Genomic DNA, 25,115 nt, shown 5'->3' with positions numbered 1-25,115 from the left:
AGGTTTAAATCATGTCAACACATTTTTATAACTTTATCTGCACATAAAATTCATCCGCTTTTCAGCCCTATAAATAACAAATATCGAAATGTGCTTTTCCCTCATTATCCAGCTCCATCATCACATAAGACGGCCTCTTTCCTTCTTGCCTTGGATAAGCCAGACTTCCCGGATTGACTGCGATGACCTTGTCCTCGATATCGACAAGGGGCCTATGCGTATGCCCGTAGATGACTATGTCAGCCCCCCGTGCAACCGCTTCTTCTTTGAGGGATTCGTTTCCCATCGTAACATAATAGTTGTGTCCATGGGTCAGCCATACTTTGTAACTGCCGATGGTAAATTCCTTTTCCCGGGGGAGATCGGAGAAAAAATCATTATTTCCGGTGACGATCTCCACCGGACAGCCTGCACTTTCGCAGATCAAATATTCACTTCCCTCGGCGTCTCCGCAATGAACCACCATATCAATGGGCCTTTCTCTTTCAAGAACCTTCAGGTAATTATTGTTCTGGCGATGTGTATCACTTACTATCAGTACACGCATACTAGTCCTCTCTTCAAAGCTTTTTCTTTAGCTTTTTCTTTAGCTCTTCCTTCATTTTACGCAATGCTTTCCCCCTGTGGCTAATGTTGTTTTTCTCATCGTCACTAAGCTCAGCCGTAGTTTTTCCAAGTTCAGGCAGATAAAATATCGGATCGTATCCGAACCCGTTTTCTCCTTTTTCTTCATATCCGATCCTGCCTTCGACCTCTCCATATGTAGTAATTATATCTCCGTCAGGAAAAAAAGCCGCTATGGCACATATAAAGCGCGCCGTTCTTTCTTCGTCCCCTACCCCCGAAAGCCTTTCTATCAAATTAGCGTTCTTAATCCGATAGGACGTATTCTCTCCCATATATCTCGCTGAATAAATGCCCGGTTCTTTATTCAAATAATCGATTTCCAGACCTGAATCATCCGCAAGAACAATTTCTCCGCAGACCTCGGATACCGCTTTCGCCTTTATGATCGCATTCTCTTCGAAGGTCGCCCCGTTCTCTTCAATGGGTATATCGATTCCCACTTCCTTCATGGAGAGCACTTCCCAGCCCGTATCGGCCAGAATCTCTCTGATTTCCTTCATCTTCCCTGCATTTCCCGTAGCGAAAACAATTTCCCTTCCCATATAATATGTCCTCATTCATATGCCTTCAAAATAGCGTTATATAATCCATCCGCAATTTTCTCCAGATAGGTTTCGCTTTTCAGAAGAGCTTCTTCCTTTTCATTCGTTATATAACCTACGCTTATGCCCGCTGCCGGTACCATAGCCTCCTGAAGCACATATTCCGATTCATTCGCAGCGACCAGTCCAATCGCCTTGCCCCGAATCGAGGTAACCACTTCCCGCTCCAGCAAATCAGCAAGCTCTATGCTTCCGAATCCCGGTATGAAATAGCTTTCATTATATATCGCGCGAGTGCCAAAAAGCGAAGGATCCGCGTTCGCACCCACCTGAATACGTACCAGCATGTCCGCTTGCGTATCGTTAGCGATTGCCGCACGGCTCGCCTCATCGGGATACACATCCTCCATTCTGGTGTAATATACCTTAATATCCGTGGCATCCAGCTTTTCCTTCAGCTTCTTTGCAATCTCTAAAGTTACTTCCTTCTCCGAAATCAGTCCTTTTCTGGCTCCGTATTCTTCTCCTCCGCCTGCGGGGTCGATGACTACTATCTTTTCATACATTTCCTTCGGAGGAAGAAATTCTATGTACAAATTATTTTCTTCCAAAATACTACGATATTCAAATACTCCTGTCAACGAAAATTTTAATATCGTTTTCTTTTCTTCCTGCTCGTAATAACCCTTACTTATATTATCCTTATTTCCCGTAATCTGATTGTTCTTATAAAAATCGCTGCAGTCATTTTCAAAGCTTATCCATAACTCATGATCCATATAGCGATTTTCTATTTTTACGGTCTCAGCTTTTATCCCTTCCTGAAAAGGAATACATAGATAATCCGCATTCTCCTCATTCGCTCCGAAGGTGAGAAGACTCTTTTCCTCAGATGCCGTTCCTCCGCCACCTGCTTTTACCTGTACCTCGTCCTGCGCCACATCTGCAATCATAATCACCTTGTGGGAAGCAGTATATACGATGAAAGCCATTGCGGCAACCGCAAATATCACACTGTATATCACTGTTTTTTTCATCAATTGCTGCCGCATAGTTACTTTACTCCTGCCGTTTTTCCCCCTCCGGCCTCGGCTTTTTTGCCGGTTTCGGCCCGAGGAACTGGTAATAATACGTTTTCATCATACCGTTGTATATTTTTCTGTTCTTATCCGCTTTCCGCCCTATATCCTGCTGTGCATTCTCATAGGAAGTTATCATATACAAAGACCACGCGTCCAGCATGCGGAAGCGCTCACCAATCATCTCATATAGCGGCCTAAGGTTCTCTTTGTCCTCCAGACGCTCTCCGTAAGGGGGATTAGTTATAATGAAGCCATATTTTTTCGCATGGCTTAACTCGCTTACTTCACGTTTCTGAAAATGGATCAAGCTTTCCACTCCTGCAAGGCGCGCATTTTCCCTGGCGGCTGCAACGATGTCCTCATCCGCGTCGTACCCCTGTATATCCGTTTCTACCCGGAGATCGACCATCTCCTCTGCTTCCTCAAGCGTATCCCTCCAAATCTGTGCGCCTACTATATGGTGCCAATTCTTTGCCGTGAATCCCCGGCGCATACCCGGTGCCATATTTGCTGCCATCATCGCCGCCTCTATCGGAATGGTACCGCTGCCGCAGAACGGGTCTACCAATATTCGATCCGCTCTCCACGGCGTCAGCATAATGAGTGCCGCCGCCAGATTCTCTGCAATGGGCGCTTTCGCCGTCAGCTTCCGATATCCTCTTTTATGTAAAGAATCACCGGTAGTGTCCAATCCTACCGTCACCTCATCTTTTAATAAGAAGACCCTTACCGGAAATGACTCTCCGTTTTCCTCAAACCAGCTTTCGCGATATACCTCTTTTAATCGCTCTACCATGGCCTTCTTCATTATCGACTGAATATCCGAGGGACTGAACAGCTTACTCTTTACGCTTCCGGCCTTCGCTACCCAGAACTTTCCGTCTCTTGGAACGAATTCCTCCCAAGGCAGGTTCTTCGTCCCCTGAAAAAGCTCTTCATATGTCTCCGCCCGAAAGCTTCCTATTTTAATGAGGATTCTCTCTGCCGTACGCAAAAAAACATTGGCGCGGCACACCGCCTCTTCATCGCCGTAAAAAGTGACTCTTCCGTCCTCTACCCCGCTTATATCGTAACCCAAATCGATAATTTCCTTCTTTAAAACCGCCTCAAGCCCGAAATGGCATGGCGCAATCAATTCATATCTTTTCATCTGATCCTCTACCTTACATCCTACCATCATTTGACAAGGTCTTACCCGACCGTGTGTGACCTTATCAAACGATGGTATTGTCCTTAAATAATATACCTTTTTATATTAAGTCCATTTTCCATTCCGTGTCAATCACTTATTCCTCTCAAGCCTGCCGAAAACAGGGCAATTTTTTATTACGATCGGGGTGCCGAAAATCATTTTATGGACTTCATCCCATTGCAGAACAAAAGTGCGCTTCGCATACTCTTGCGCTAAAATACTTTGGCAGCACAACTTTTGTTCCGCGCGCGAAGCTGCGCATCCTGCACGGAGTGCTTTTATTTCATAGGAAACCGGAACTTTACTACTGCAACGTAACAAGGTCTTTCTTATGAAATTAAAAAGGACATCTTCCGATGCCCTTCCTATTCCAGAACCGCTTTAATAGTTGCTGTTTTTCTGATTGTTGTTTGAACTATTGTTATTACTGTTGTTACTGTTATTGCTGTTCTTCTGATTCTGGTTCTGTTTGTTGCTGGTATTGGACTTGTTTTCCTGACTCTGCCTGTCGCTGTTTTGGTTGTAATCGTTTTTAGACATGTTTAATTCCTCCTGATAAGTTTTTGTTACAAAAGTAGTATGTCATGTTATATAAGAAAGTATTCATATTCATTTGTAGGACTTTGGTACTATTTTTTTATTCAAATTGCACAAAAACTTTGTAGGACTTTGGTACTATTTTGGTATTGCTTTTTTCAAAATTCGTGTTATAATTACATATGTAAATAGAAATAACCCTTCATCATTTCTATTTACAGACCCTTATATTAATTATTTATACTCCCCTCATGCAGAGCGTCAGACCCTTTCTGACGCTCTGCTGCTCTTTATTTTTCTTTATATACGGCCATTTGGGGCACCGAATTTCCTACAGCAAGCCAAAAGATATCCAACCGGCGAAAAAAATGCCCGTCCCCTTGCAAAGCAGTTACCTGCTTCGCAAAAAACGGACGAGCAACACCACACATAAAAGCGGTATTATAATAGGAAGAAGTACGGATAAAACGGAGCCCACTATTCCTATTACAAATATCAATATAACTGCTACAATAAGCCCTAACAGCCAGCCCGGCATATGATACGACTTTCCGCCAAACCCGCTTCGCTCCTTCTCCTCATAGCCCTCTTCATAGACCTCATCGTATTCCTGATATCCGCTGCACCCTTCCAGCTTACCGGCCTCTGTAATGGTCTTGGCCAGAAGCCTTGGATCTCCCAGGCTCGCTATAACCTCCTCTTCGCTCTGCCCTAAACGGATCTGCACATCGATATAATCCTGATAATATCTTATATTCTCATTTACAGAGCTGCTGTTCAGGTTGCCGGCTAATGCTCTCTGCAAAGTATCAATAAATTCGTTTCTCGTCATAATCCCTCTTCTTCCATAAGTGTATTTCATCTTACATAAAAAATCTCCACATCACTTTCATGATAGTGGAGATTTCTAATTTCGTCAAATTACATTTTTATAAAATAAATCTTTCCTATATATAAAACTTGTTACTCCTTCACACCGCCCAATGCAACACCTGCGATAATATACTTGGACAAAGCGAAGTATACGATAAATATAGGTAAAATTGTAATTACCAGTCCTACATAAATAATACCGTAATCAGAACGGAAACGTTCCCCTCTCATCAACTGCACGAACATCGGCAGAGTATATAATTTCTGGGATGACAACAGCATGGATGGCGTATAGAAGTTATTCCACGATGCTATGAATACGAAAATCGCCTGGGTCGCAACCGCCGGCTTCATAAGAGGTACGGCAATCGTATTGAAGGTCTTGAATTCTGCAGAGCCGTCGATTCTTGCCGCATCGATAATTTCCAGAGGCAACGCACTCAACATGTACTGTCTCATAAAGAATACCGTCGCAGGAGCCGCGATTGCCGGGATAATAAGCGGTATGTAATTGTTGCTCAGTCCCAGATTGTACATGAAACGGAAGAAACCGATAGAGGATACCTGCGTAGGAATCATCATGATCGCCATGATGAATGCCCATGCGAACTGGCTTCCTTTAAATCTATAAACGGTTACGCCATATGCCGTTGCCGTAGAGAAATATACCGACAGAACAGTACTAAATCCTGCGATAATAAAACTGTTTACCATATATCTGTATAAAGGCACATTTTGATTGGCCTGATACAGCAGCTTCTGGAAGTTCTCAAAAATATGTGTCGAAGGAATGAGTGAAAATGCCATCTGAATATCCGTACTGGATCTTGTCGCATTTACCAACATGATCCAGAAGGGAATCAGGCTTAAGAAGCAAAGAAAAATACAAACAGCATTTCTGAATATGGAAGCTCCTATGATTCTCGCATGAGCGCTATCCTTCACTTTGGTGGTTGCCTGAGAAGTATTTGTCGCCATATTACTTCGCCCCCTTTCTTGCTATCTCTTTCTGTATTGCTTTGTTTTGCTTTCGCTCCCTTATCGCATCCTTATCCCGCATAATATAGAAGAGGATCAAGCTGAAGAACAAGGTTACAACAAACAGTACAACAGAGGTCGCTGATGCCTTACCCATTTGCTTTGCACCGGTAAAGGCCAGTTCTCGCATGTACATAGTAATCGTTCTCGTCGTATAATCAGGATCTCCGTATCCGCTGGTAGTAAGAAGCTTAGGAATATCGTACATCTGCAAGCCGCCGATTGCGGAGTTCACAAGCGTGAACAACAAAATCGGACGAAGCAACGGTAACGTAATCTTTTTGAATATCTGGAAACTCGATGCTCCGTCCACTCTCGCCGCTTCAAAAAGGGAAGGGCTGATACCGAGCACGCCGGCAGTCAAAACGACCATCGTATTTCCATACCACATCCAGAAATTGATAAAGGATATAATCCCTCTCGTTGCCCATTTCTGCTGAAAGAATCTATATGGCTGAGATAGGAGGCCGGATTCCAGAAGGAACTGGTTGACCGGTCCGTTAGGATAGTTAAACAAGCTGTAGAATAATACGGAAATCGTAGCAGCCGTAATGATATTAGGCATAAAGGTCATAATCTTATATGCGCCTTGCGCTTTCATCTTCACACGCGTATCCGTAAACCATACCGCCAGTATAAGCGCCAGAAGTATCTGCGGAATGAAGTTCAAAAGCCACATTATAATGGTATTCCATAAAGACTGAAACGTATATGTATTGAACAGAGTACCGTCTTTGCCGATGAATACCGTTTTAAAGTTTTCAATTCCGTTGAACACCGGACCTACTTCTACGTTGAACATCGTATCGGTGTAGTTTTCACAAAAAGCCAAACCAATCGTATAAATCAGTGGCCATAACTGAAATATTGCAAATACAATAAAAAACGGAGCAATAAAGTAATAACCGTATCTGCTGTATTCCACTGTCTTGCGCTTTTGTTTTGCAGGTTTTGCCATTATCTTCACATCCTCTTTCCTTATTATTTTTATTTGTGATGCCCTTTATTTCTGCCTTTGCATTCCTGCATAGGCATTGGACACGATTTTATCATTCTTTATTCGTTTAGCAATAAAACCTTGTCAAACATCTATGCCGTTATGCCGGCGAGCGTCATTATATAAAAAATTATCCCAAGAATATCTGTACCGGCTGAGTAAGCCGGTACAGAATTCAAACTTCTTATTAGGAATCTATTTCACAACTTATTCTACTGTTACAGCCGGGTAAGCTTCTGCAACTGCCGCTTTGAAATCTGCAACTGCCGCATCCTTATCTTTGTTGCCTAAGGAGAATTCCGTAACCTGTGTATCGAGAAGCTCATTAACCTTCTGGTCATATGCGCTCATCCAGGATACGTCTACGTCTTCAGCAAGAGGAGAGAATACAGCGATGAAGTCCTGACCGCCGAGGAAGTCATATGCGCCTTTGCCTGCATCGGATAACGTCTTCATAGCCGCCTTGTTATTTACATAATCAAGGGTTTCTTCGGACATTTTCGTCATAATTTCAGTATCAGTACAAAGAGCTTTCATGATCTGTCCCGCTAAAGCTGTATCGGAGCAGCCTGCCGTTGCGCCAAGCCATGTTCCGCCCCAGTAATAAGGAGCCGGTCCCTGAGTCATGTTCCAAAGTCCGTAAGTACCTTCGCCAACTTTTTCTCCGCCGCAGTTAGCTTTGATTGTCCAGTGCAAGAACCATGTACATCCGAAATAACCGAATACGGAATCACCGGAAGGTCCTGCATTCCACTCTTCAGACCACTGTGTAGTCTTCTGTGTTAAGTCTTCCTGCTCTAATGTCTTAACAACATCAAGATACTGAAGCATTGCATCGTCCATATGGAAAACGCCTTCTTTGTCAACCCAAGGCTGAGTCTTATTGGACATGAATGCATTAACTACGTCGCCGTTAGAGGAAAGCATTCTCGTTGCATCGCCGGATTTTTCCTTAACTTCTCTGGCTGTATCGAGGAAGTCTTCCCAGGTACCGATCTTGGCCTGCATTTCTTCGGGAGTCTTTACTCCGAGCAATGATTCTGCAAGGTCAGTTCTGTAGATAAAGGAACCGGGGCAGCTCTGCCATGAAACACCCTTTAAAGAGTTATCTCTCTGGTCCGTTGCGATAGTAATTGTGTAAGGATACATTTCAGCTAAATCAGCATCCGTAAGACCGCAGTCCGTTACCGGAATAGTGTAATCGCTGTTCGTGTACTTCATGATGTAGCCTGCTTCGAAAGCGATGAGATCCGGATAGTCCGCTGCATCGGGTGTCTGTAACAGCTGGTCAATTTTCTCCTGATATATCGCGGAGTCACCAACGTTTACATATTCAACTCTGTCTTTGATTTCCGGATATGCTTCATAAACATATTCCAATCTTTCCCCAAGTTCCGTATTCCATGAATAGATATAGAACTTATCCGTAGATGCTGCCGCATCATCTGCCGGCGCCGCGTCATCTGCAGGTGCAGCTTCTTCTGCTGCCGGTGCCGCGTCTTCAGCAGGCGCTTCCGTTGTAGTTGTTGTTGTGCTTCCGCCGCAGCCTGCAAGTAGACTAGCTACCATGGTTACAGAAAGCAAAGCACTGAGTACTCTTTTTTTCATTTACATTTCCTCCCTTTGAGTTAGTTTAATAATAGGTGTGTTGTTTGTTTGCATTTATATGATTGCCGTGAAATAAATATCATGATTTAGCGATTATATTTCTCACAGCAAAAATGCCTAAATTATTATTCCTACCGATCTTCCTTCAAAAACTTCTCCTTCCACCACGACCTGCTGAATCAGCGTCGTCTTCGGATGCTCTATCAGGTTGACCAGACTTTCTGCCGCCTTTGCTCCTACCTGTTCAGTGTCCTGACGCAAAGTTGTAAGCTGCGGCTCCAAATGCCTTCCAATCCTTATTCCATCGTATCCCGCTATGGAAATGTCCTGAGGAATGCTAAGTCCTCTCTCCGTAATAGCATTGATTCCTCCGAAGCTGGCAAAATCATCAGGATATAAGATGCAGGTCGGAGGATTGGGTAAATCCAGAAGCTCCTGCGTCTGTGTGAAAGAACCCTTCGTATCCCTGTATGCGGCCTCTTTTATGTATTCATCCGGAACTTCCAGTCCAAGCTCCTCCGCCGTCTTATAAAAGGAAGACAACCGGCTTTGCGTTACCGCCGAGTCCATACCGTGGATGTAAGCAATACGCCTATGCCCTTTACTGTATACGAAAGTAAGTAAATCCTTCATTCCCTTCACGTTGTCTGAAATGATTGCAATTCTATTATTGAACAAGTGGTCAATGGTCACTACCGGAATATCGCTTCTGACTAACTCCACGACCTCCGGATCATAGAAATCGATACAAGCTATTGCCACTCCGTCAAAGCCCCGATACATCGCATGCTCCAGATAAGACATCTTGTTCGTTCTGGTCTTACAGCAGTTAATGAAGGTCATATCATACCCTCTCTGCTCCGCCGTCCTCTTAAAGCTGTCTAAAACGTATGCGAAGTAGTCATGCTTCAAACCGCTTTGATCATCATCTACAAAAAGCACTCCCAAATTATATGTACGGTTTGTCTTCAAAGCCTTTGCTGCCGAGTTGGGGAAGTATCCCATTTCCTTGGCGGCCTTTCTAATATGCTCTTTCGTCTCTTCTCCGATATCGCTATGGTTATTCAGCGCCTTGCTTACCGTCGCTACCGATACCCCACATGCTACCGAAATATCTTTCATTGACACCATGTCACTTACTCCCTCCATTTATTAGAAGTTCGGTCATTGCCGTTTATAGAATATTATAACTTATCTTATCCAAAACTCCAACCAAACATCTGTTATAGAGATGAGTGTTTTGAATCACTTAATCGTTTTCGTATTTTCAGTGTATAACATTTTTTATATTTTTTCAAGAGTTTTTTTATTTGTTTTGTTCATTTTTTATACTTTTGTGAGTTTTAAACAGTTTTAAATATAATTTTTTCAAGCTTTTGCACAATTATGATTTCTTTTTCTTCTATATAATGCGTTTGAGACAGTTGTTTTTTAAATCGTTTTCGTACAGTCGACAAATTTATGTTTTTTAAGACATTTTTTGCACGCAAATAAAAAAACCTTAATTTTACTGGTATTTTACGCGGTTTCGTCTTGCATTATAAAAATATATTCTGTATAATTTAATTCGCGAAGAATTTTGTCTTTTACTTGACTTTTACTTAATCGTTTTCTATAATGCATTTTTAAGAGGTATTTTTGCTGTCATTAATTGTTTTCGTACATATATTTAGAATTCAAAGCGGTTTTAAACATGATGGATTTATATTTTATGCTCTTACTTATTAGGATAGGGAGGATAGGTTGAAAATCAAAAGATTTTTTCAACATCCTGATTTATACGTGTGTTAAATCACACAGATAGGAGTTATTATGAAATTTGGATTTTTTGACGATAGCAAGAAGGAGTACGTCATTACAACCCCGAGGACGCCCCTTCCGTGGATTAACTATCTTGGATGCAATGAGTTTTTCAGCATTATTTCCAATACCTGCGGCGGATACTCATTTTATAAAGACGCGAAGCTTTTACGCCTTACCAGATATCGTTACAACGATGTTCCCGGCGATGTAAACGGTAAATACTTTTTTATTAAGGATGGCGATACTATATGGAATCCCGGCTGGCAGCCTTCAAAGACCGAGCTGGATTCCTATGAATGCCGTCACGGCATTGGATACAGCCGTTTTACTTCATCCAAGAACAATGTACAGGCTCAGGTTCTTAGCTTTGTTCCCCTGACCGATAATTGCGAGATCAGTTCGCTTAAGCTGACCAACAATTCCTCTTCCGTGAAGACGCTTTCGCTCTTCTCATATGTGGAATGGTGCCTTTGGAACGCAGATGACGATATGAAGAACTTCCAGCGCAATTTGAGCATCGGAGAAGTGGAGGTCGTTGGTTCCACGATTTATCATAAAACAGAATACAGAGAACGCCGGAATCACTACGCCGTTTACTCTGTGAACTCAGAAATCGACGGCTTCGATACGAGCCGCGATGATTTCTTGGGCGCTTACCGTGGTGCCGACGCACCCTTGGCGGTAGAAAACGGCGCATGTACAGGTTCCATCGCCAGCGGCTGGTCTCCCATAGCTGCTCACCAGCTCAATCTTTCCTTGCAGCCCGGCGAGACGAAATCCTTCGTCTTTGTACTCGGCTATCTGGAAAATCCACAGGATGAAAAATGGGAGGCTCATGGGATAATCAATAAGGAGCCGGCAGATGAAATGCTGTCCAGGTATCAAACGGACGAGGATGTGGATAATGCCTTTGCTCAGTTGAACAGCTATTGGGATGGTCTGCTTTCCAAATATACGGTCAAGTCCGCGAACGATAAAGTGGACCGTATGGTAAATATCTGGAACCAATATCAGTGTATGATAACCTTCAACATGTCCCGTTCCGCATCCTATTATGAATCCGGTATCGGAAGGGGTATGGGCTTCCGCGATTCCTGTCAGGATCTTCTCGGTTTCGTTCATCTCATTCCCGACCGTGCACGAGAAAGGATTATCGATATCGCTTCTACCCAGTTCCAGGACGGAAGCGCATATCATCAGTATCAGCCCCTTACAAAGAAGGGTAATTCCGACATCGGCAGCGGATTCAATGACGATCCGTTATGGCTCATCGCAGGAACAAGCGCTTATGTCCGGGAAACGGGAGACGTTTCCATATTGACCGAAATGGTGCCCTTCGATAACGACGCTTCCGTTGCGGCACCGCTCATGGAACATTTAAGGCGCTCGTTAGATTACATCGTAACACACAAGGGACCTCACAATCTACCTCTGATCGGACGTGCCGATTGGAACGACTGTCTGAACCTGAATTGCTTTTCCGAGCATCCCGGAGAGTCTTTCCAGACCTTCGGCCCCAGTGAAGGGCCTGTGGCTGAGTCCATATTTATTGCCGGCATGTTCGTTAAATATGGCGAAGAATACGCACAGCTTTGTGAATTGATGGGAATGCCCACAGAAGCGGAAAGGGCCAGAAAAGAAGTCAGGCTCATGAACGAGGCAATTTTAAAAGATGGCTGGGATGGCGAATGGTTTATCCGCGCTTACGATGCCTACAGCAATAAGGTCGGTTCCAGGGAATGCGAAGAGGGACAGATCTTCATAGAGCCTCAGGGCTTTTGCTCCCTTGCCGGAGTCGGCATAAAAGAAGGATTGGCGAAAAAAGCTTTGGATTCCGTAAAAGAAAAGCTGGATACCGAATACGGCGTTATGATTCTGCAGCCGGCTTATACGAAATATCATCTGGAGCTGGGAGAGGTTTCCTCTTATCCTCCGGGCTACAAAGAGAACGCGGGTATCTTCTGCCACAATAACCCTTGGGTCTCCATTGCTGAGACGGTAATAGGACGCGGAGACCGCGCTTTTGAAATCTATCGGAAGACTTGCCCTGCTTATGTTGAAGAAATCAGCGAGATTCACAGAACGGAGCCTTATGTATATGCGCAGATGGTCGCCGGACGCGATGCGAAATTCCATGGCGAAGCGAAGAACAGCTGGCTGACCGGTACCGCCGCTTGGACCTTTGTCAATATATCACAATATATTTTAGGCTTGTACCCAACTCATACGGGACTTTCCATCGATCCCTGTGTTCCGAAGAACTTCGGAGATTTCGAGCTGACCAGACAATTCCGCGAAGGCAATTATACGATCAAAGTTCAAAACCCCGACAATGCGGAAAAAGGGGTAAAGCAAATTTATGTGGACGGGAATCCGATAAACGGATGTGTCATCCCCTATATAAAGGGAAAGGCCTCCTACGATGTAACAGTTATAATGGGCTAGAAACTCATTAATAAACTCCTGCTGGAAACGCCAAACGCGTATCCTTGCAGGAGTTTTTATATCGCTTTTTACATCAACGGCCCAAACAGCCGAAGTACTCTTCCCATAAGCTTTAAGGGCATCGGAATCTTCTTATAATACATCATGTCTATTTCAATGCAGCGCTTAAGGGTCTCAGCAAAATCCGTCTCTGCGTCGGCTACCGCCTCGTTTCTATACAGATAAACGCCGCATTCAAAATGATGATACAGGCTGCGATAGTCAAGATTTACCGTTCCTACTATTGCTTTCTCATCGTCGGAGACAAAAACCTTGGCGTGTACAAAGCCCGGCTCGTATTCGTATACTTTTACTCCTGCTCCCAGTAAATCGGGGTAATAGGTGCGGGAAATCGCAAAGATCGCTTTTTTATCCGGAATGTGAGGAACGATCAGCTTGACGTCCACACCTCTTCTGGCCGCATACTGAAGAACATCCAGCAGCGCATTATCCACGATAAAATAGGGAGTCATGATATGCACATAGCTCGTCGCCTGATTTATCACGTCCATATAAATAGTCTCCGCCACATTTTCCGGCGTCGCCGGGCCGTCTCCGTAAGGGATTACGAAACCGGAGCTTCTCACAGCTTTCTTTTCATTCTTACGGATATATTTGGAATAATCCTCAGTCGCCGCTTCTGATATATTCCACATTTGCAGGAACATAAGGGTAAAGCTTTTCACAGCATCCCCCTCCACCTTAATCGCTGCATCCTTCCAATGTCCGAATCTGACCACCTCGTTAATATATTCGTCCGCCATGTTAACTCCGCCGGTATATGCCGTTTTGCCGTCTATGACGAGAATCTTCCTATGGTCTCTGTTGTTCTGGGCTGTGGACAGAAGAGGGATAATGGGAGAAAACATCTTTGTCTTTATCCCGCAGGCATCCAATTGCTTGGGATAGGAATACGGAAGGAGCAAAAGGGAGCACATGCCGTCATACATAAACCGGACCTCCACTCCTTCCTTCACCTTTTCCTTAAGGATTTCCAGAATGGAATCCCACATCCGCCCTCTCTCCACGATGAAATATTCCAAAAAGATGAACTCCTTTGCCCCCTTTAGTTCCTTCAGCAAGTCGGCAAACTTCTCCTCCCCCGTGGGAAAATAAGTAACCGAAGCTCCACCATACGCAGGAAAGCCTCCCTCCGCTTCCACATAACGGCTTAGATTAGCCAAATGAGCATTAGAAATTTCCATTCTTTTTCTCGTCTTCTCATCGGTATGGAGATATTCCTGCGTTTCCTTCCTGCGCTTGTTCAGACGCTTTTTCATGCCCAGGTTCGTCCAGTCTCCTACGATGAACAGGTATAGCAGCGCACCGAATACCGGAGCTGCGCAAATGGGTATGACCCAGGACAGCTTGAATTCCGGCATCTCATCCTTGTTGATGATATAAATCAGAAGGGCCGCACTTATAAATACCATCACCACCAAATATACTTGCGAATACTCTTCAAGCCATCTGAAACCGGCGAGCAGCCAAAAAAGCTGTATAAGCAGAAGGATAAGAGTAACCATCGTCCTGCTGAAAATTATTTTAAAAACTATGCCAATGAACCTTTTCACGGCCTTCGTCCACCCTTCACATTTGTAAAAATCCGGTAAAACTTAAGGAAGCTTTACCGGATGTGCTTATTCTACGCCATTTATCTTAATAATTCTCAGCTCTAACCTGAAAATATGACTGCGGATGATCGCAAACAGGACATATCTGAGGCGCTTTCTTTCCTACATGGATATGACCGCAGTTCGCACACTGCCAGATAACATCTCCATCCTTCGAGAATACTGCATCCCCTTCGATATTCGCAAGAAGCTTAAGATACCTCTCCTCGTGCTCCTTTTCGATCTTCGCTACGCTTTCGAACAGCATCGCGATTTTAGTGAAGCCTTCTTCTTTCGCCTCTTTGGCAAACTTGGCATACATATCTGTCCATTCGTAATTCTCGCCTGCCGCTGCATCTTTCAGATTATCCATGGTACTGCCAATGCCGTCATGAAGAAGCTTGAACCATATTTTCGCATGCTCTTTCTCATTATTCGCCGTCTCTTCGAAAAGAGCCGCTATCTGAACATACCCGTCTTTCTTCGCCTTAGAAGCATAATATGTATATTTATTTCTTGCTTCGGATTCTCCTGCGAATGCTGTTTTCAAGTTAGCCTCTGTTTTTGTACCCTTTAAATCTGCCATAGTCATGTTCTCCTTTTCTTTTTGATTATTTTTACGGTTTCTTGAGATTATTATCCCGTCTGCCGCTCGTGCACCCCATTACCGATTCGGTCAACAGTCTGCCGCATCCGTGTCATTTTCAACGACACTTTTGTCACATTCCTCACAAATTCCTTCGAAAAGCAAGGTATGCCCTATAATTCGATAGCCATATGAGCATTCAATTTCCTCCTCAAGCGCAGGAAATTTTTTCATACTTACATTGCTGATTCTGCCGCATTTCTTACACTGCACATGATAATGCTTCTCAATCTCGTAGTCGAACCTATCCCCTCCCCCGGCATTGGATATCCGAAGTATGCGTCCTTCTTCCGCCATCCGGTTCAGTATTCGAAAAACGGTGGCACGGCTAATAGACGAATGCTTATTGCAGATTTCAATATAAATGGCATCCGCCGTAGGGTGATCGTGCATCTGACGTAAGGTCTGAGCCACGATTTCCTGCTGTATAGTATTTCTGCGTTCCGCCATGAGAATCACCCCTTCGTTATTCTCCCGAAAGCAACAAACCAAATGGACATGCAGCTTGCAATGCCTTCAGTCTTCATGCCTCGCAGCTGGCTGCAAGGTATTTGACTCTGCTCTGACATCATCAAATTATATGCTAATAATACTCAGTATCATTAAATATATAATACCATATTGATAAAATTTGTCAATATGGTATTGCTATTGTTTTAATCCTCCCACGGTCTGATACGATACGAAACACCTAAGAGATCACAGATTTTCAGGCATTCTTCCTGCTCCTCTTCAGTAATTGCAGTTTCTACCGTTGTAAGTATAACCTTAGGCACATACCGTTTTACATTTTCAGCAAATTTCAAAAGTGCATCGAAAGCCTCTTCTCCGAATTTATTCCGGGTTAACCTGTAATATTCCTCTCTGTTGGGCGTATTCAAGCTTATGGATATAGTGTCCACACAGCCGTCAAACATAGGCGCCGTATTCTTTTTATGGATTAAATCGGAGAGTCCGTTAGTATTTACCCGTATCGGAAGCCTGAACTTCTCTTTTACGTATCCTGCTATTTCCAAAAGCTCCTCCAACCGCTCGGTAGGCTCTCCAAAACCGCAAAATACTACCTCCTTATATTTAGTCATATCAAATTTTTCGAATTCGTCCTTTACCTCCTGCACAGACGGTTCCCTTTCCAGCCAGAGGCTGCCCGACTGATTCATTTCCTCCCTCGTCTGTCTCAGGCAAAACGTGCAGGCGCAAGGGCAGCGGTTAGTCAAATTCACATACAGATTATCGTGCACTTCATATAAAATTGTCATCATAACGATTATACCTTTCAGTTTCTCTTCAGTGTATACAAAACTTCTTCAAAGCATACACCATCGGTCTGTGGAATGACCATCTCCACGGATTTCACAATACATTTCTTCACAAAGTCGGAAGCCTTCTTTACAGACCGGTCAAAATCCACTCCGTTTACAGCGTCCGCCGCTATAATAGAAGCGAACACATCTCCCGTTCCCGAGCGTTCTGTTCCCGCTTTATGAATGCGCATAAGCTTCGGCTCCTTCCCTCTTTCCATTACATAATTCGCAATGAATTCGCCTTGCGGGATCCCTGTAATAACTACTTTCGCCGGGCCGCGGCAAGAAAGTGCCTCCGCCATGACATACAATTCTTTTTTCTTCCAGCCGGCTTCCTTATACGGCGTCTTCGTCAGCTTACAACATTCCGTCAGGTTGGGCGTTATAATATCAGCATATGCCACCAACCGTCCCATTTCCTCACACATCTCATCCGTGTAGGTCGCATACATCCTGCCGTGATCGCCCATCACCGGATCGATTACAACCGTAGTCCTGTCGCTTCGAAATTCTTCGATAAAGCGGATTACCGTTTCTATCTGTTTCCTGGAACCTAAGAATCCGGAAGCAATTCCCTCGAACTCCAGCTCCAGCTTATGCCACTTGGAAATATAGGTCTCTATTCTATCCGTATAATCATCAAAAAAGAAATCCTCGAATCCGGTATGGTTGGAAAAAATAGAAGTGGGTACCGGACAGCACTGTACTCCCATATAGGAGATGATCGGCATCGATACCGTGAGAGAGCATCGCCCGAAACCGGATAAATCGTTAATTACCGCTATTTTCTTTTGATTGTTATGAGACATGATTTGTTCCCTCAAATATTTCATAAAATTCTCCGTCATTTTCTAAAAAAATATCCACCAGAAACGGGTCAAAATGACTGCCTTTTCCTTCTTTAATGATGTTAACACTCTTTTCATGAGAAAAGCTTTCCTTATATACCCGCTTGGAGCGAAGCGCGTCGTATACATCTGCCAACGCCATGATCCTTGCAGATATCGGAATATCCGATCCCTTTATATGGTTAGGATATCCGCTTCCATCCCATTTCTCATGATGGCATAGAGCAATGTCCATGCCCATTTTGATGAAATCATTCATCTTGTATTTCTTCTCAATGCTGGACAGCGTTTCATACCCGATGGTAACGTGAGTCTTCATAATTTCGAATTCCTCAGGCGTTAATTTCCCCGGTTTTAACAGGATGGCATCGGGGATTCCCACCTTACCGATGTCATGCAACGGGCCCGCTTTTTCTATATTTTTTATGAAGGCCTCGTCTATTTCATCAGGATATGCTCCCAACTCCCAAAGCTTCCTTGCCATGAGGCTGCAATACCGGGCCGTTCTCACAATATGCTCGCCCGTATCGTCGTCCCTGGACTCCGCCAGCTTCACAAGCGCATGGATGGTAGCTATCTGAGAAGCCGATATTTCCTCAACCTTTTCCCTAACCAAATCTTCTAAATGATTGTTGTACTCCGTCATTTTTTCCTCGGCTGTCTTCGCCGCGGTAATATCCTGAATCGTCCCGTGCACCGATATTGCTTCTCCGCCTGAATCACGTAAAACCACACTGCGTATATGAACCCATTTGATTCTTCCTTCCTCCATAACCAAACGATAGCGCAGCTCAGGCAATTCGGCACCCTCCATGAAACCATCCAAAATCCGCATTGCCTTTTTCCTATCCTCCGGATGAACCTTGTCAAAAAAGGTGTTCAGATTCGACTTTTCATCATCTCCAAGCCCCAATATCTTGCTCGTCGTGTGGGACCAGCCCAGTTCCTTTGTCCTGACATCCAAATCCCAATTGCCCAGCAAGGCAATTTCCTGCGCTTCCCTAAGACTCGCATCGCTCCTCTCCAGACGCCTCGACACCTCCGCGTATCTGGTCATAAGCTCCGAAACCAGCTTTGTCTGTATGCAGTTATCGATTTGATTTGCAAAATAATCGAAAACAGTCTTTATATATTCGTCCGTATAAGGCCTCGACTGCGTCTCTTCCATTTCAGCTATAATTTCTTTCGCCAGTTTCAACAGTTCTCCTCCTCTAAGAAATAATCAATCCCCACGTTGATCAAAGCCTTCAAATGCGCTATAACCGCTTTCCTGGCAGCGCTGGTATGAAGAATGCTTCCGTGCTGCGGAGCGATAAGGGAAATATCCAGTTCCTCTATTTTCTCCAGTGCATAAATCAATGCCCTCTTGGATGTCATATTATGCTTATGGAAATTGCAAATGCCTTCTATCTGACAATTCTTGTTCGTATAGGGACAAACTTCCTGTACCAGACAGTCTATACAGCGCTCATCTATCTGTGTATAAAGATGCCAGTTGTAATCATAGCTTCCGAAAATATCGCTGCTGAACAGTACTTTTGTCTTCGTATCATAAGTAACAAAGCTGCCGGGAGAATGAGAATAGGGCGTCCTGATAAATTGCAGGCGTCTGCCGCTTGCAAATTCAAACTGCATTCCCATCTGTTCAATGCAGAGCTTCGGTGATTTTGCCGAGTAATAGTTAATAAAAAGGTTATTCTCACGGTGAGAAATGATTTTCAAGTCATCGCTGTTGATCATGGCCTCCATATGCGGAATGTTGGCGCATAAATCAGGATCGTAATGCTGGTATATCAAATGCTTAATCTGGCTCGGACTCGTTCCTGTCCGCAGAATCTTCAGCATTACCGTACTGAAATCATCCCTGCTTCCGCTGTCGATCAAGACCGCTTCTCCTTCATCCACGACCAGATAGGGATTACAGTGCAGTCCCATGTTCTCGTCCGCAAAACCAACCCAGTAAACTCCTTGCGCGATTTCAATATATTCGCTGTAATCCAATGTCTCATTTCTCATTTGTAGTCTTCTCCTTTTTCATTGGAAAGGTTCCGGTCTTAGCGCATCCATTCTTATGTGATAGGAGCATTTTCCTATTACATAAAACAAAACTCGAGCCATACCAACAATATGTCCGAGTTTTCGTCGATATAAAATATTATAGTTTATAAAAATTGCGGATGCAAGATGATTTGTTCAAATGCCCGGAACAAAAGTACAGCACTTGTTACTGTTACATAATAAAAGTGTGCTTCGCACACTCATGCATCCTAATACTTTGCCGGCACAGCTTTTGTTCCGCGCGCGTAGCTGCGCATTCTGTCCGAAGAGCTTTTATCTTATAGGAGCACTTTCCTATAAGGATTAGGGTGTCAAAAGGTCCTTTATAAATACATTCTGGTCAATATGACCAAAACAAAAAGAATGACTGCGCCTATGTAAATATTTAGAAGTTCTTTCTCTGGATATTTGAGCCATAACAGAAAACAAAACTGTTTGAGCGCAGCGAGTTTTTTGTTTTCTGGTATGTTTGGCGCGAATAGACTGAGAATTAGAACTTCTTATATATTGGAATTCGGCGCAGGAATCTTTTTGTTTTGAGCATATTGCCTAGAGACGTTCGCAAAAGGACCTTTTGACACCCTAATCCTATAAGATAAAAAACCCTGCAAGCTTTCACCTGCAGGGCTCTATACGTGCACAACCGCACGTTCTACGTGCGCTAGAGGATTCGAACCCCCGACCTTTTGGTCCGTAGCCAAACGCTCTATCCAGCTGAGCTAAGCACACATCCGTTGCAAACGTCATTCTCGTTCGCAACGATTTTTATTTTACATGCTTCTTATATAAATGTCAAGTCCCAAGCCTAAAAAACTTCATTTCCCGGAAATGAAGGAATTCCTGCAAATCCTTTCGCCAAATCCTCATCAGTAGGGACATAATCCGACATTTCTCCATTATGGAATTTCTCATAAGCCACCATGTCAAAGTATCCGGTACCGGTAAGTCCGAAAACGATGGTCTTTTCTTCTCCTGTCTCTTTGCACTTCAGCGCTTCGTCGATTGCAACTTTTATTGCATGAGAGCTCTCCGGCGCAGGAAGTATGCCCTCTACTCTCGCAAACTTTTCTGCTGCCTCGAAGACAGAGGTCTGCTCCACGGCTATCGCTTCCAATAAACCATCGTGATACAACTGAGAAACAACAGAACTCATTCCGTGATAACGTAAGCCTCCTGCATGATTCGGTGCGGGCATAAATCCGCTTCCAAGCGTATACATCTTCGCAAGCGGACATACCTTGCCCGTATCGCAGAAATCATATACATACTTTCCTCTCGTAAGGCTGGGGCAGGATGCCGGTTCCACCGCTATGATGCGGTAATCCGCTTCACCTCTTAGCTTTTCTCCTACAAAAGGAGAAATCAATCCACCTAAGTTAGATCCGCCGCCTGCACACCCTATAATGATATCCGGCTTAATGTCATATTTCTTAAGGGCCGCCTTGGTCTCTTCACCGATAATCGATTGATGTAAAAGCACCTGAGACAGCACGCTTCCAAGCACATAACGATAACCCTCCATACTGGTAGCAGCTTCTACCGCTTCGGAAATAGCGCAGCCGAGGCTTCCGCCCGTTCCGGGGAACTCCTCCAGAATCTTACGGCCAACGTTAGTTGTATCGGATGGAGAAGGTGTTACCTGCGCTCCATAAGTGCGCATCACCTCACGGCGAAACGGCTTCTGTTCATAAGATACCTTTACCATATATACGCGGCAGTCCAAATCGAAGTATGAGCACGCCATGGAAAGGGCTGTCCCCCACTGCCCCGCTCCGGTCTCTGTAGTTACGCCTTTCAGGCCTTGTTCCTTCGCATAATAAGCCTGTGCAATGGCTGAGTTGAGTTTATGGCTTCCACTTGTGTTGTTTCCTTCGAATTTATAATAAATCTTTGCGGGCGTTTCCAGCTTTTTCTCCAGACAATAAGCACGGACAAGGGGCGCCGGGCGGTACATCTTGTAAAAGTTCCTGATTTCCTCCGGAATATCGATGTAGGCATCCGTATCGTTCAGTTCCTGCTTTACCAGCTCATCGCAGAACACACCTTGGAGCTCCTCGAAGGTCATCGGCTTCAGGGTGCCCGGATTCAATAGCGGCTCCGGTTTGTTCTTCATATCTGCACGTACATTATACCACTGCTTCGGCATCTCGCTTTCTTCCAGATATATTTTATATGGGATCTTCTTTTCTGACATTTTATTTCTCCTCTCGGGACTTTATTGTTTTAGTGCAATACAGCGTAACTTAAATCAAGTTTATTAAAAGCAGCGGACAATGTCAACCTTTTTTGATATTACTTTCACTAACACATAGTGCGAAAAGTCTTCATTAAACTATTGCATAATAATAAAAATAATGATGTATAGATTGAATATAATAGAATTCCCACGGTAACAGGATACCATACGATCATGTAACGCCATGTGGCACCATTAAATAAAAATCCCGGCAAAAAATATACGATACAGCTTATCATGACAAAGATAATCGATATAACAGATATTTTAATAACAATTTTCCTACTTAGTGAACAGAACTTTTCTTTCTTTGTTACAAACCGGTAAATTGAACTTATAAGCGAGTATAAGTTTACACATATAACAAAGAACAATACGAAAATTATCGCTGTGCAAACCTGATCTATCTTTTGATTATAATCTGCCACACTTATATAGCTACTTTGACTGTCAGAGAAAAGTTTTATAATAGATTGAGCAATATCCATAGCGTACGTCGTATTTGTATTACATAAAACTGCCACGCCCGTTTTTTCTTCTGGTCTAAATATAATAAATGAAGAAAAATTAGGATTGGAACCGCTGTGAAGAATTTCTGTCCCCGCATTATCGTATACTATCCAGCCGGCAGCATAGGCCATTCCATCTCCAAAAGTATCCACATTGAGATTGGGATATTGTGATTGAACAATTAATTTTGTATCCAGTAAAGAGGATTCGCTTGTGCCCATCTGAATTTTCAGCCATGCAGCCATATCACCGGCACTCGAAATGATATATCCCGCCGGTTTATTACCCTCATACCAAGGGGCATTGTAATGCTGCGGCAATAAGAAACCGGCTTTATATCCGGATGCCAGATTGATTGCATCAGCCTTGCTTTTAAACATATAGGTATCGTGTAGTCCTGCGGCATCAAGCACATGTTTTTGAATATAATCTTCATAATTTTCCCCCGAGGCTCTTTCGATAAGCAGTCCTAAAACATCATAGTTAATGGTTGCATATTCGTATTTAGTACCAGGCCTGCTTGCTAATTCCAGACCAACAATCGTTCTGACGGTCTTTTCAATTGCATCATCCTCTTCTTCATCCAGTTCAGGAATCCTGTAAATCGTATTGGATGAGATTCCGCTTGTGTGATACAGAAATTCTGCAATGGCCACGTCGGTTTCTTTACCATTATAAAGGAATTTCAGCCATGGTATATATTTCGAAACAGGCTCCTCCAGATTTATTAGACCGTCTTTTTGCAGCTGCAGCACTCCGAGAGCTGTAAAAGCCTTGCTGTTTGAAGCGAGTTGAAATAATGTATCGGATGTAACTTTCTCGCCAGTCTCAATATTGGCATAGCCGAATCCCGCTTTATATGCCGTTTCTCCGTCTTTAACAATCGCCACTGACAATCCGGGAATCTTCCCTTGTCTCATTTTATTTATTATCAGTTTCTCAACTTCCGAAAACAGTGGGCGCGTATCCACGTCGATTTTGGTATTAGTCTGCCCATCATTGGGCTGAATGATCAGTTTAACATTCCAAAATATAAATATATATCCGAAAACAAAAAGCAGAATTACTGTTATGCATAATATAAATATAGTTTTTCTTGAACTTTCGCCTTTCATTCCTTCCTCCCATCAGCCGGTTTTTTGCATTCCTCGGTCAAGAATTTATATTCCTTCTCTGCACATCTATAGTTTGTAGTGTAAATGCCATATCAAATAAAATCAATAGAATATATCTTAACTTTATATGTTATGCAGCTGCATACTTTTTTCTTTGGAGAATCGAAAGACGTGGATGAACTGGACAGCCCGACTGTGCCGGCGCCGGTTAGACGAATTGGAATCGGGGAAAGTGCCAACACATTTTTCTACATTGCCACTTTCCCCTTCTGATTTTTTTTGTATTTCTTTCTCGCTGCCAAAAGTTCCGATATTTCCTCCACAGAGGAATAGCTTTTTTCCCTATTGTCAGCCATGGCCGCCGTTACCGACAACAGCGGAAAACGCTCCATCTCTCCTTGTCTGTTAGGGGTTTCAATATATCCGTTCCTGCGGTCCTCCGGAGAATAATAGCTATGCACTTTTTCCTCATAATCCTTTATGATTCTCGTGCAAAGATATTCGCAGTTATGATGCTTGAATATGGCTACGAAATCGTCGCCTCCGATATGCCCTACAAAGTCCTCTTCGGATATATTGCTCTTCAATATCCTGGCAAATTCCTTGATTGCCAAATCGCCCTTTCCGAAACCATAAACGTCATTAAATGCTTTGAAATTATCCAAGTCGAAATATACCACCGTATATTTTTCCTCGCTTCGTATCGCCTTTTCGATTTCCTCCTCTATTAAGAGGTTTCCCGGCAGCTCCGTTAGCGGATTTTGTAATTTTGCTGTAGTTACTGCAATTTCTATCGTCTTTTGAAGAAGGTCTCTGACCGTTACTATCCCGGCATATTCTCCTCCGTTAGTCACTACTACGAAGTCGTAGAGGCATTCGTTTTCTCTTTCCATGGCACTGTTTGCGACAGAGCTGATGGATGTCATGCAGTCCACCATCAAAAATTTTTTTTCCATGATGGAACCGATTTTTTTCCTTTGATGGAGGCTGAAACCGTATCTTCCCCCCAGGCACTGACTCAGCCTGTCCCTCGTTACGATTCCCATAGCCCTATTGTTATTATCGATTATCGTTACACCCTGAATATCCAGATTCTTATCGAATAACACAGCGACCTCTTCCACCATCATGTGAAAGGGAACCGTCTTACCAAAGGTACTGATATTACCGATGTAATATTTCTCCACACCCAGGTGAATTCCACTGTTTTTCCTCGCATTGCATTTCTTTATGATAGAAAGTACTTGTTGATCCAGTGTGTCTATTATCTCTCCGGGACGGCCAAGCAGAAAGCCCTGACCATAGTGAACACCCATTTCTATAAGCGCATCCAGCTCCTCCTCCGCCTCAATTCCTTCTGCTATCAAAAACATTCCCAGACTATCGGTAAGTCCCACCAGACTTTTTATCAGGGCACGTTTCATTCCGTCATTGTGAATGTTTTGTACTAATTTCCTGTCCAGCTTCAGAAAATGAGGCTTTATGTCGCAGATCAGGTTCAGTCCGGAATAGCAGGAGCCCACGTCATCCAGCGCGATTTCATATCCCTGTTCCTTATAGTGCACAACCGTTGCCTGAAATGCTTCGCTTTCCTCGACCGAGCTGTTTTCCGTTATCTCTATAATTACCTGCTCCGAGGAAACATGATAAGTATCCAAATGCTCCTTCGTGAATCCCTGCCGGAATTTCGTATCGTGCATTACAAGAGGGTTCACATTTAAAAACAGCTTTTTCTTGTACCTTCTTGTTTCAAACAGCGTACTTAAGGACTTTGCCCTGCATAGCTTCTCCAATTCCCAGATTCGTCCTTGCAGTACCGCCTGCTCGAACAGCACTTCTATATTTTCGATTGCGGAATCACCTATAATACGGCTAAGTGCCTCGAATCCGAGAATGTCTCCATCCCGCAGGGATACAATCGGTTGAAATACCGACCTTATCCTCTTCCTCTCAATAATATCGTCCAGTTCCAGCTTCCAGTCTACCATCTTCGCTTTGCCTC

General features: G+C 43.7%; 21 protein-coding genes and 1 tRNA gene. 1 reads left to right on the top strand and 21 read right to left on the bottom strand.

Annotation, left to right across the window (positions count from 1 at the left end; translation table 11 throughout):
* Nucleotides 1-67: 67 nt before the first annotated feature.
* The 10 genes from V6984_RS05505 to V6984_RS05460 all read right to left on the bottom strand — a co-directional run bounded on the left by V6984_RS05505 (nucleotide 68) and on the right by V6984_RS05460 (nucleotide 9,627).
* Entirely contained in the window at nucleotides 68-547 is a 480-nt protein-coding gene (locus V6984_RS05505; protein ID WP_342758782.1) for a metallophosphoesterase, read from the bottom strand.
* A gap of 13 nt (nucleotides 548-560) precedes the next feature.
* A complete protein-coding gene (locus V6984_RS05500) occupies nucleotides 561-1,169 on the bottom strand; it encodes an XTP/dITP diphosphatase (RefSeq protein ID WP_342758781.1) in 609 nt (202 codons plus the stop codon).
* 11 nt (nucleotides 1,170-1,180) lie between these two features.
* Nucleotides 1,181-2,221 (bottom strand): N-acetylmuramoyl-L-alanine amidase, encoded by a 1,041-nt coding sequence (locus V6984_RS05495; RefSeq protein ID WP_342758780.1) that lies wholly within the window; start codon nucleotides 2,219-2,221, stop codon nucleotides 1,181-1,183.
* A 7-nt stretch (nucleotides 2,222-2,228) separates the two neighbouring features.
* On the bottom strand, nucleotides 2,229-3,401 hold the full coding sequence (locus V6984_RS05490; protein WP_342758779.1) for a class I SAM-dependent RNA methyltransferase: 1,173 nt from the start codon (nucleotides 3,399-3,401) through the stop codon (nucleotides 2,229-2,231).
* 423 nt (nucleotides 3,402-3,824) lie between these two features.
* Nucleotides 3,825-3,983: a hypothetical protein gene (locus V6984_RS05485; protein ID WP_342758778.1), complete on the bottom strand. Its 159-nt coding sequence runs from the start codon at nucleotides 3,981-3,983 to the stop codon at nucleotides 3,825-3,827.
* 388 nt (nucleotides 3,984-4,371) lie between these two features.
* Nucleotides 4,372-4,812: a DUF1700 domain-containing protein gene (locus V6984_RS05480; RefSeq protein ID WP_342758777.1), complete on the bottom strand. Its 441-nt coding sequence runs from the start codon at nucleotides 4,810-4,812 to the stop codon at nucleotides 4,372-4,374.
* A 131-nt stretch (nucleotides 4,813-4,943) separates the two neighbouring features.
* Entirely contained in the window at nucleotides 4,944-5,831 is an 888-nt protein-coding gene (locus V6984_RS05475; RefSeq protein WP_342758776.1) for a carbohydrate ABC transporter permease, read from the bottom strand.
* A 1-nt stretch (nucleotide 5,832) separates the two neighbouring features.
* Nucleotides 5,833-6,849, bottom strand: a complete 1,017-nt coding sequence (locus V6984_RS05470) for a sugar ABC transporter permease (protein WP_342758775.1) — start codon at nucleotides 6,847-6,849, stop codon at nucleotides 5,833-5,835.
* Between the two features lie 246 nt (nucleotides 6,850-7,095).
* On the bottom strand, nucleotides 7,096-8,496 hold the full coding sequence (locus tag V6984_RS05465; protein WP_342758774.1) for an ABC transporter substrate-binding protein: 1,401 nt from the start codon (nucleotides 8,494-8,496) through the stop codon (nucleotides 7,096-7,098).
* A gap of 117 nt (nucleotides 8,497-8,613) precedes the next feature.
* Nucleotides 8,614-9,627, bottom strand: a complete 1,014-nt coding sequence (locus V6984_RS05460) for a LacI family DNA-binding transcriptional regulator (protein WP_342758773.1) — start codon at nucleotides 9,625-9,627, stop codon at nucleotides 8,614-8,616.
* A gap of 681 nt (nucleotides 9,628-10,308) precedes the next feature.
* Between V6984_RS05460 and V6984_RS05455 the strand changes: the two genes are divergently transcribed.
* On the top strand, nucleotides 10,309-12,744 hold the full coding sequence (locus tag V6984_RS05455) for a GH36-type glycosyl hydrolase domain-containing protein (protein ID WP_342758772.1): 2,436 nt from the start codon (nucleotides 10,309-10,311) through the stop codon (nucleotides 12,742-12,744).
* A 68-nt stretch (nucleotides 12,745-12,812) separates the two neighbouring features.
* On the opposite strand, the gene cls is transcribed toward V6984_RS05455, so the two are convergent.
* The 11 genes from cls to V6984_RS05400 all read right to left on the bottom strand — a co-directional run bounded on the left by cls (nucleotide 12,813) and on the right by V6984_RS05400 (nucleotide 25,101).
* On the bottom strand, nucleotides 12,813-14,309 hold the full coding sequence (cls, locus tag V6984_RS05450) for a cardiolipin synthase (protein ID WP_425324249.1): 1,497 nt from the start codon (nucleotides 14,307-14,309) through the stop codon (nucleotides 12,813-12,815).
* Nucleotides 14,310-14,442: 133 nt separating this feature from the next.
* On the bottom strand, nucleotides 14,443-14,982 hold the full coding sequence (rbr, locus tag V6984_RS05445; RefSeq protein ID WP_342758770.1) for a rubrerythrin: 540 nt from the start codon (nucleotides 14,980-14,982) through the stop codon (nucleotides 14,443-14,445).
* Between the two features lie 90 nt (nucleotides 14,983-15,072).
* Nucleotides 15,073-15,492 carry a transcriptional repressor gene (locus V6984_RS05440; RefSeq protein ID WP_342758769.1) on the bottom strand — a complete coding sequence of 140 codons (420 nt, stop codon included), beginning with the start codon at nucleotides 15,490-15,492 and terminating at the stop codon, nucleotides 15,073-15,075.
* A 206-nt stretch (nucleotides 15,493-15,698) separates the two neighbouring features.
* A complete protein-coding gene (locus V6984_RS05435; RefSeq protein WP_342758768.1) occupies nucleotides 15,699-16,304 on the bottom strand; it encodes a TIGR04100 family radical SAM protein in 606 nt (201 codons plus the stop codon).
* A 14-nt stretch (nucleotides 16,305-16,318) separates the two neighbouring features.
* Nucleotides 16,319-17,179 (bottom strand): pyridoxamine kinase, encoded by an 861-nt coding sequence (locus V6984_RS05430; protein WP_342758767.1) that lies wholly within the window; start codon nucleotides 17,177-17,179, stop codon nucleotides 16,319-16,321.
* Nucleotides 17,145-18,392, bottom strand: coding sequence for an HD-GYP domain-containing protein (locus tag V6984_RS05425; RefSeq protein WP_342758766.1), 1,248 nt, complete (start codon nucleotides 18,390-18,392; stop codon nucleotides 17,145-17,147). Before V6984_RS05425 ends, V6984_RS05430 begins: the two co-directional genes overlap by 35 nt.
* Nucleotides 18,389-19,210: an MBL fold metallo-hydrolase gene (locus V6984_RS05420; RefSeq protein ID WP_342758765.1), complete on the bottom strand. Its 822-nt coding sequence runs from the start codon at nucleotides 19,208-19,210 to the stop codon at nucleotides 18,389-18,391. Before V6984_RS05420 ends, V6984_RS05425 begins: the two co-directional genes overlap by 4 nt.
* 697 nt (nucleotides 19,211-19,907) lie before the next feature.
* A tRNA-Arg gene (locus tag V6984_RS05415) sits at nucleotides 19,908-19,981 on the bottom strand.
* A gap of 76 nt (nucleotides 19,982-20,057) precedes the next feature.
* A complete protein-coding gene (locus V6984_RS05410) occupies nucleotides 20,058-21,446 on the bottom strand; it encodes a TrpB-like pyridoxal phosphate-dependent enzyme (RefSeq protein WP_342758764.1) in 1,389 nt (462 codons plus the stop codon).
* A gap of 107 nt (nucleotides 21,447-21,553) precedes the next feature.
* Nucleotides 21,554-23,113 carry a serine hydrolase domain-containing protein gene (locus tag V6984_RS05405; RefSeq protein ID WP_342758763.1) on the bottom strand — a complete coding sequence of 520 codons (1,560 nt, stop codon included), beginning with the start codon at nucleotides 23,111-23,113 and terminating at the stop codon, nucleotides 21,554-21,556.
* Nucleotides 23,114-23,361: 248 nt separating this feature from the next.
* Nucleotides 23,362-25,101 carry a GGDEF domain-containing protein gene (locus V6984_RS05400; RefSeq protein ID WP_342758762.1) on the bottom strand — a complete coding sequence of 580 codons (1,740 nt, stop codon included), beginning with the start codon at nucleotides 25,099-25,101 and terminating at the stop codon, nucleotides 23,362-23,364.
* Nucleotides 25,102-25,115 lie beyond the last annotated feature (14 nt).

The organism is Kineothrix sp. IPX-CK, assembly GCF_039134705.1.
GTDB lineage: Bacteria > Bacillota > Clostridia > Lachnospirales > Lachnospiraceae > Kineothrix > Kineothrix sedimenti.
The sequence above is the reverse complement of the archived record's forward strand: the minus strand, read 5'-3'. Positions and strand labels throughout refer to the sequence as shown.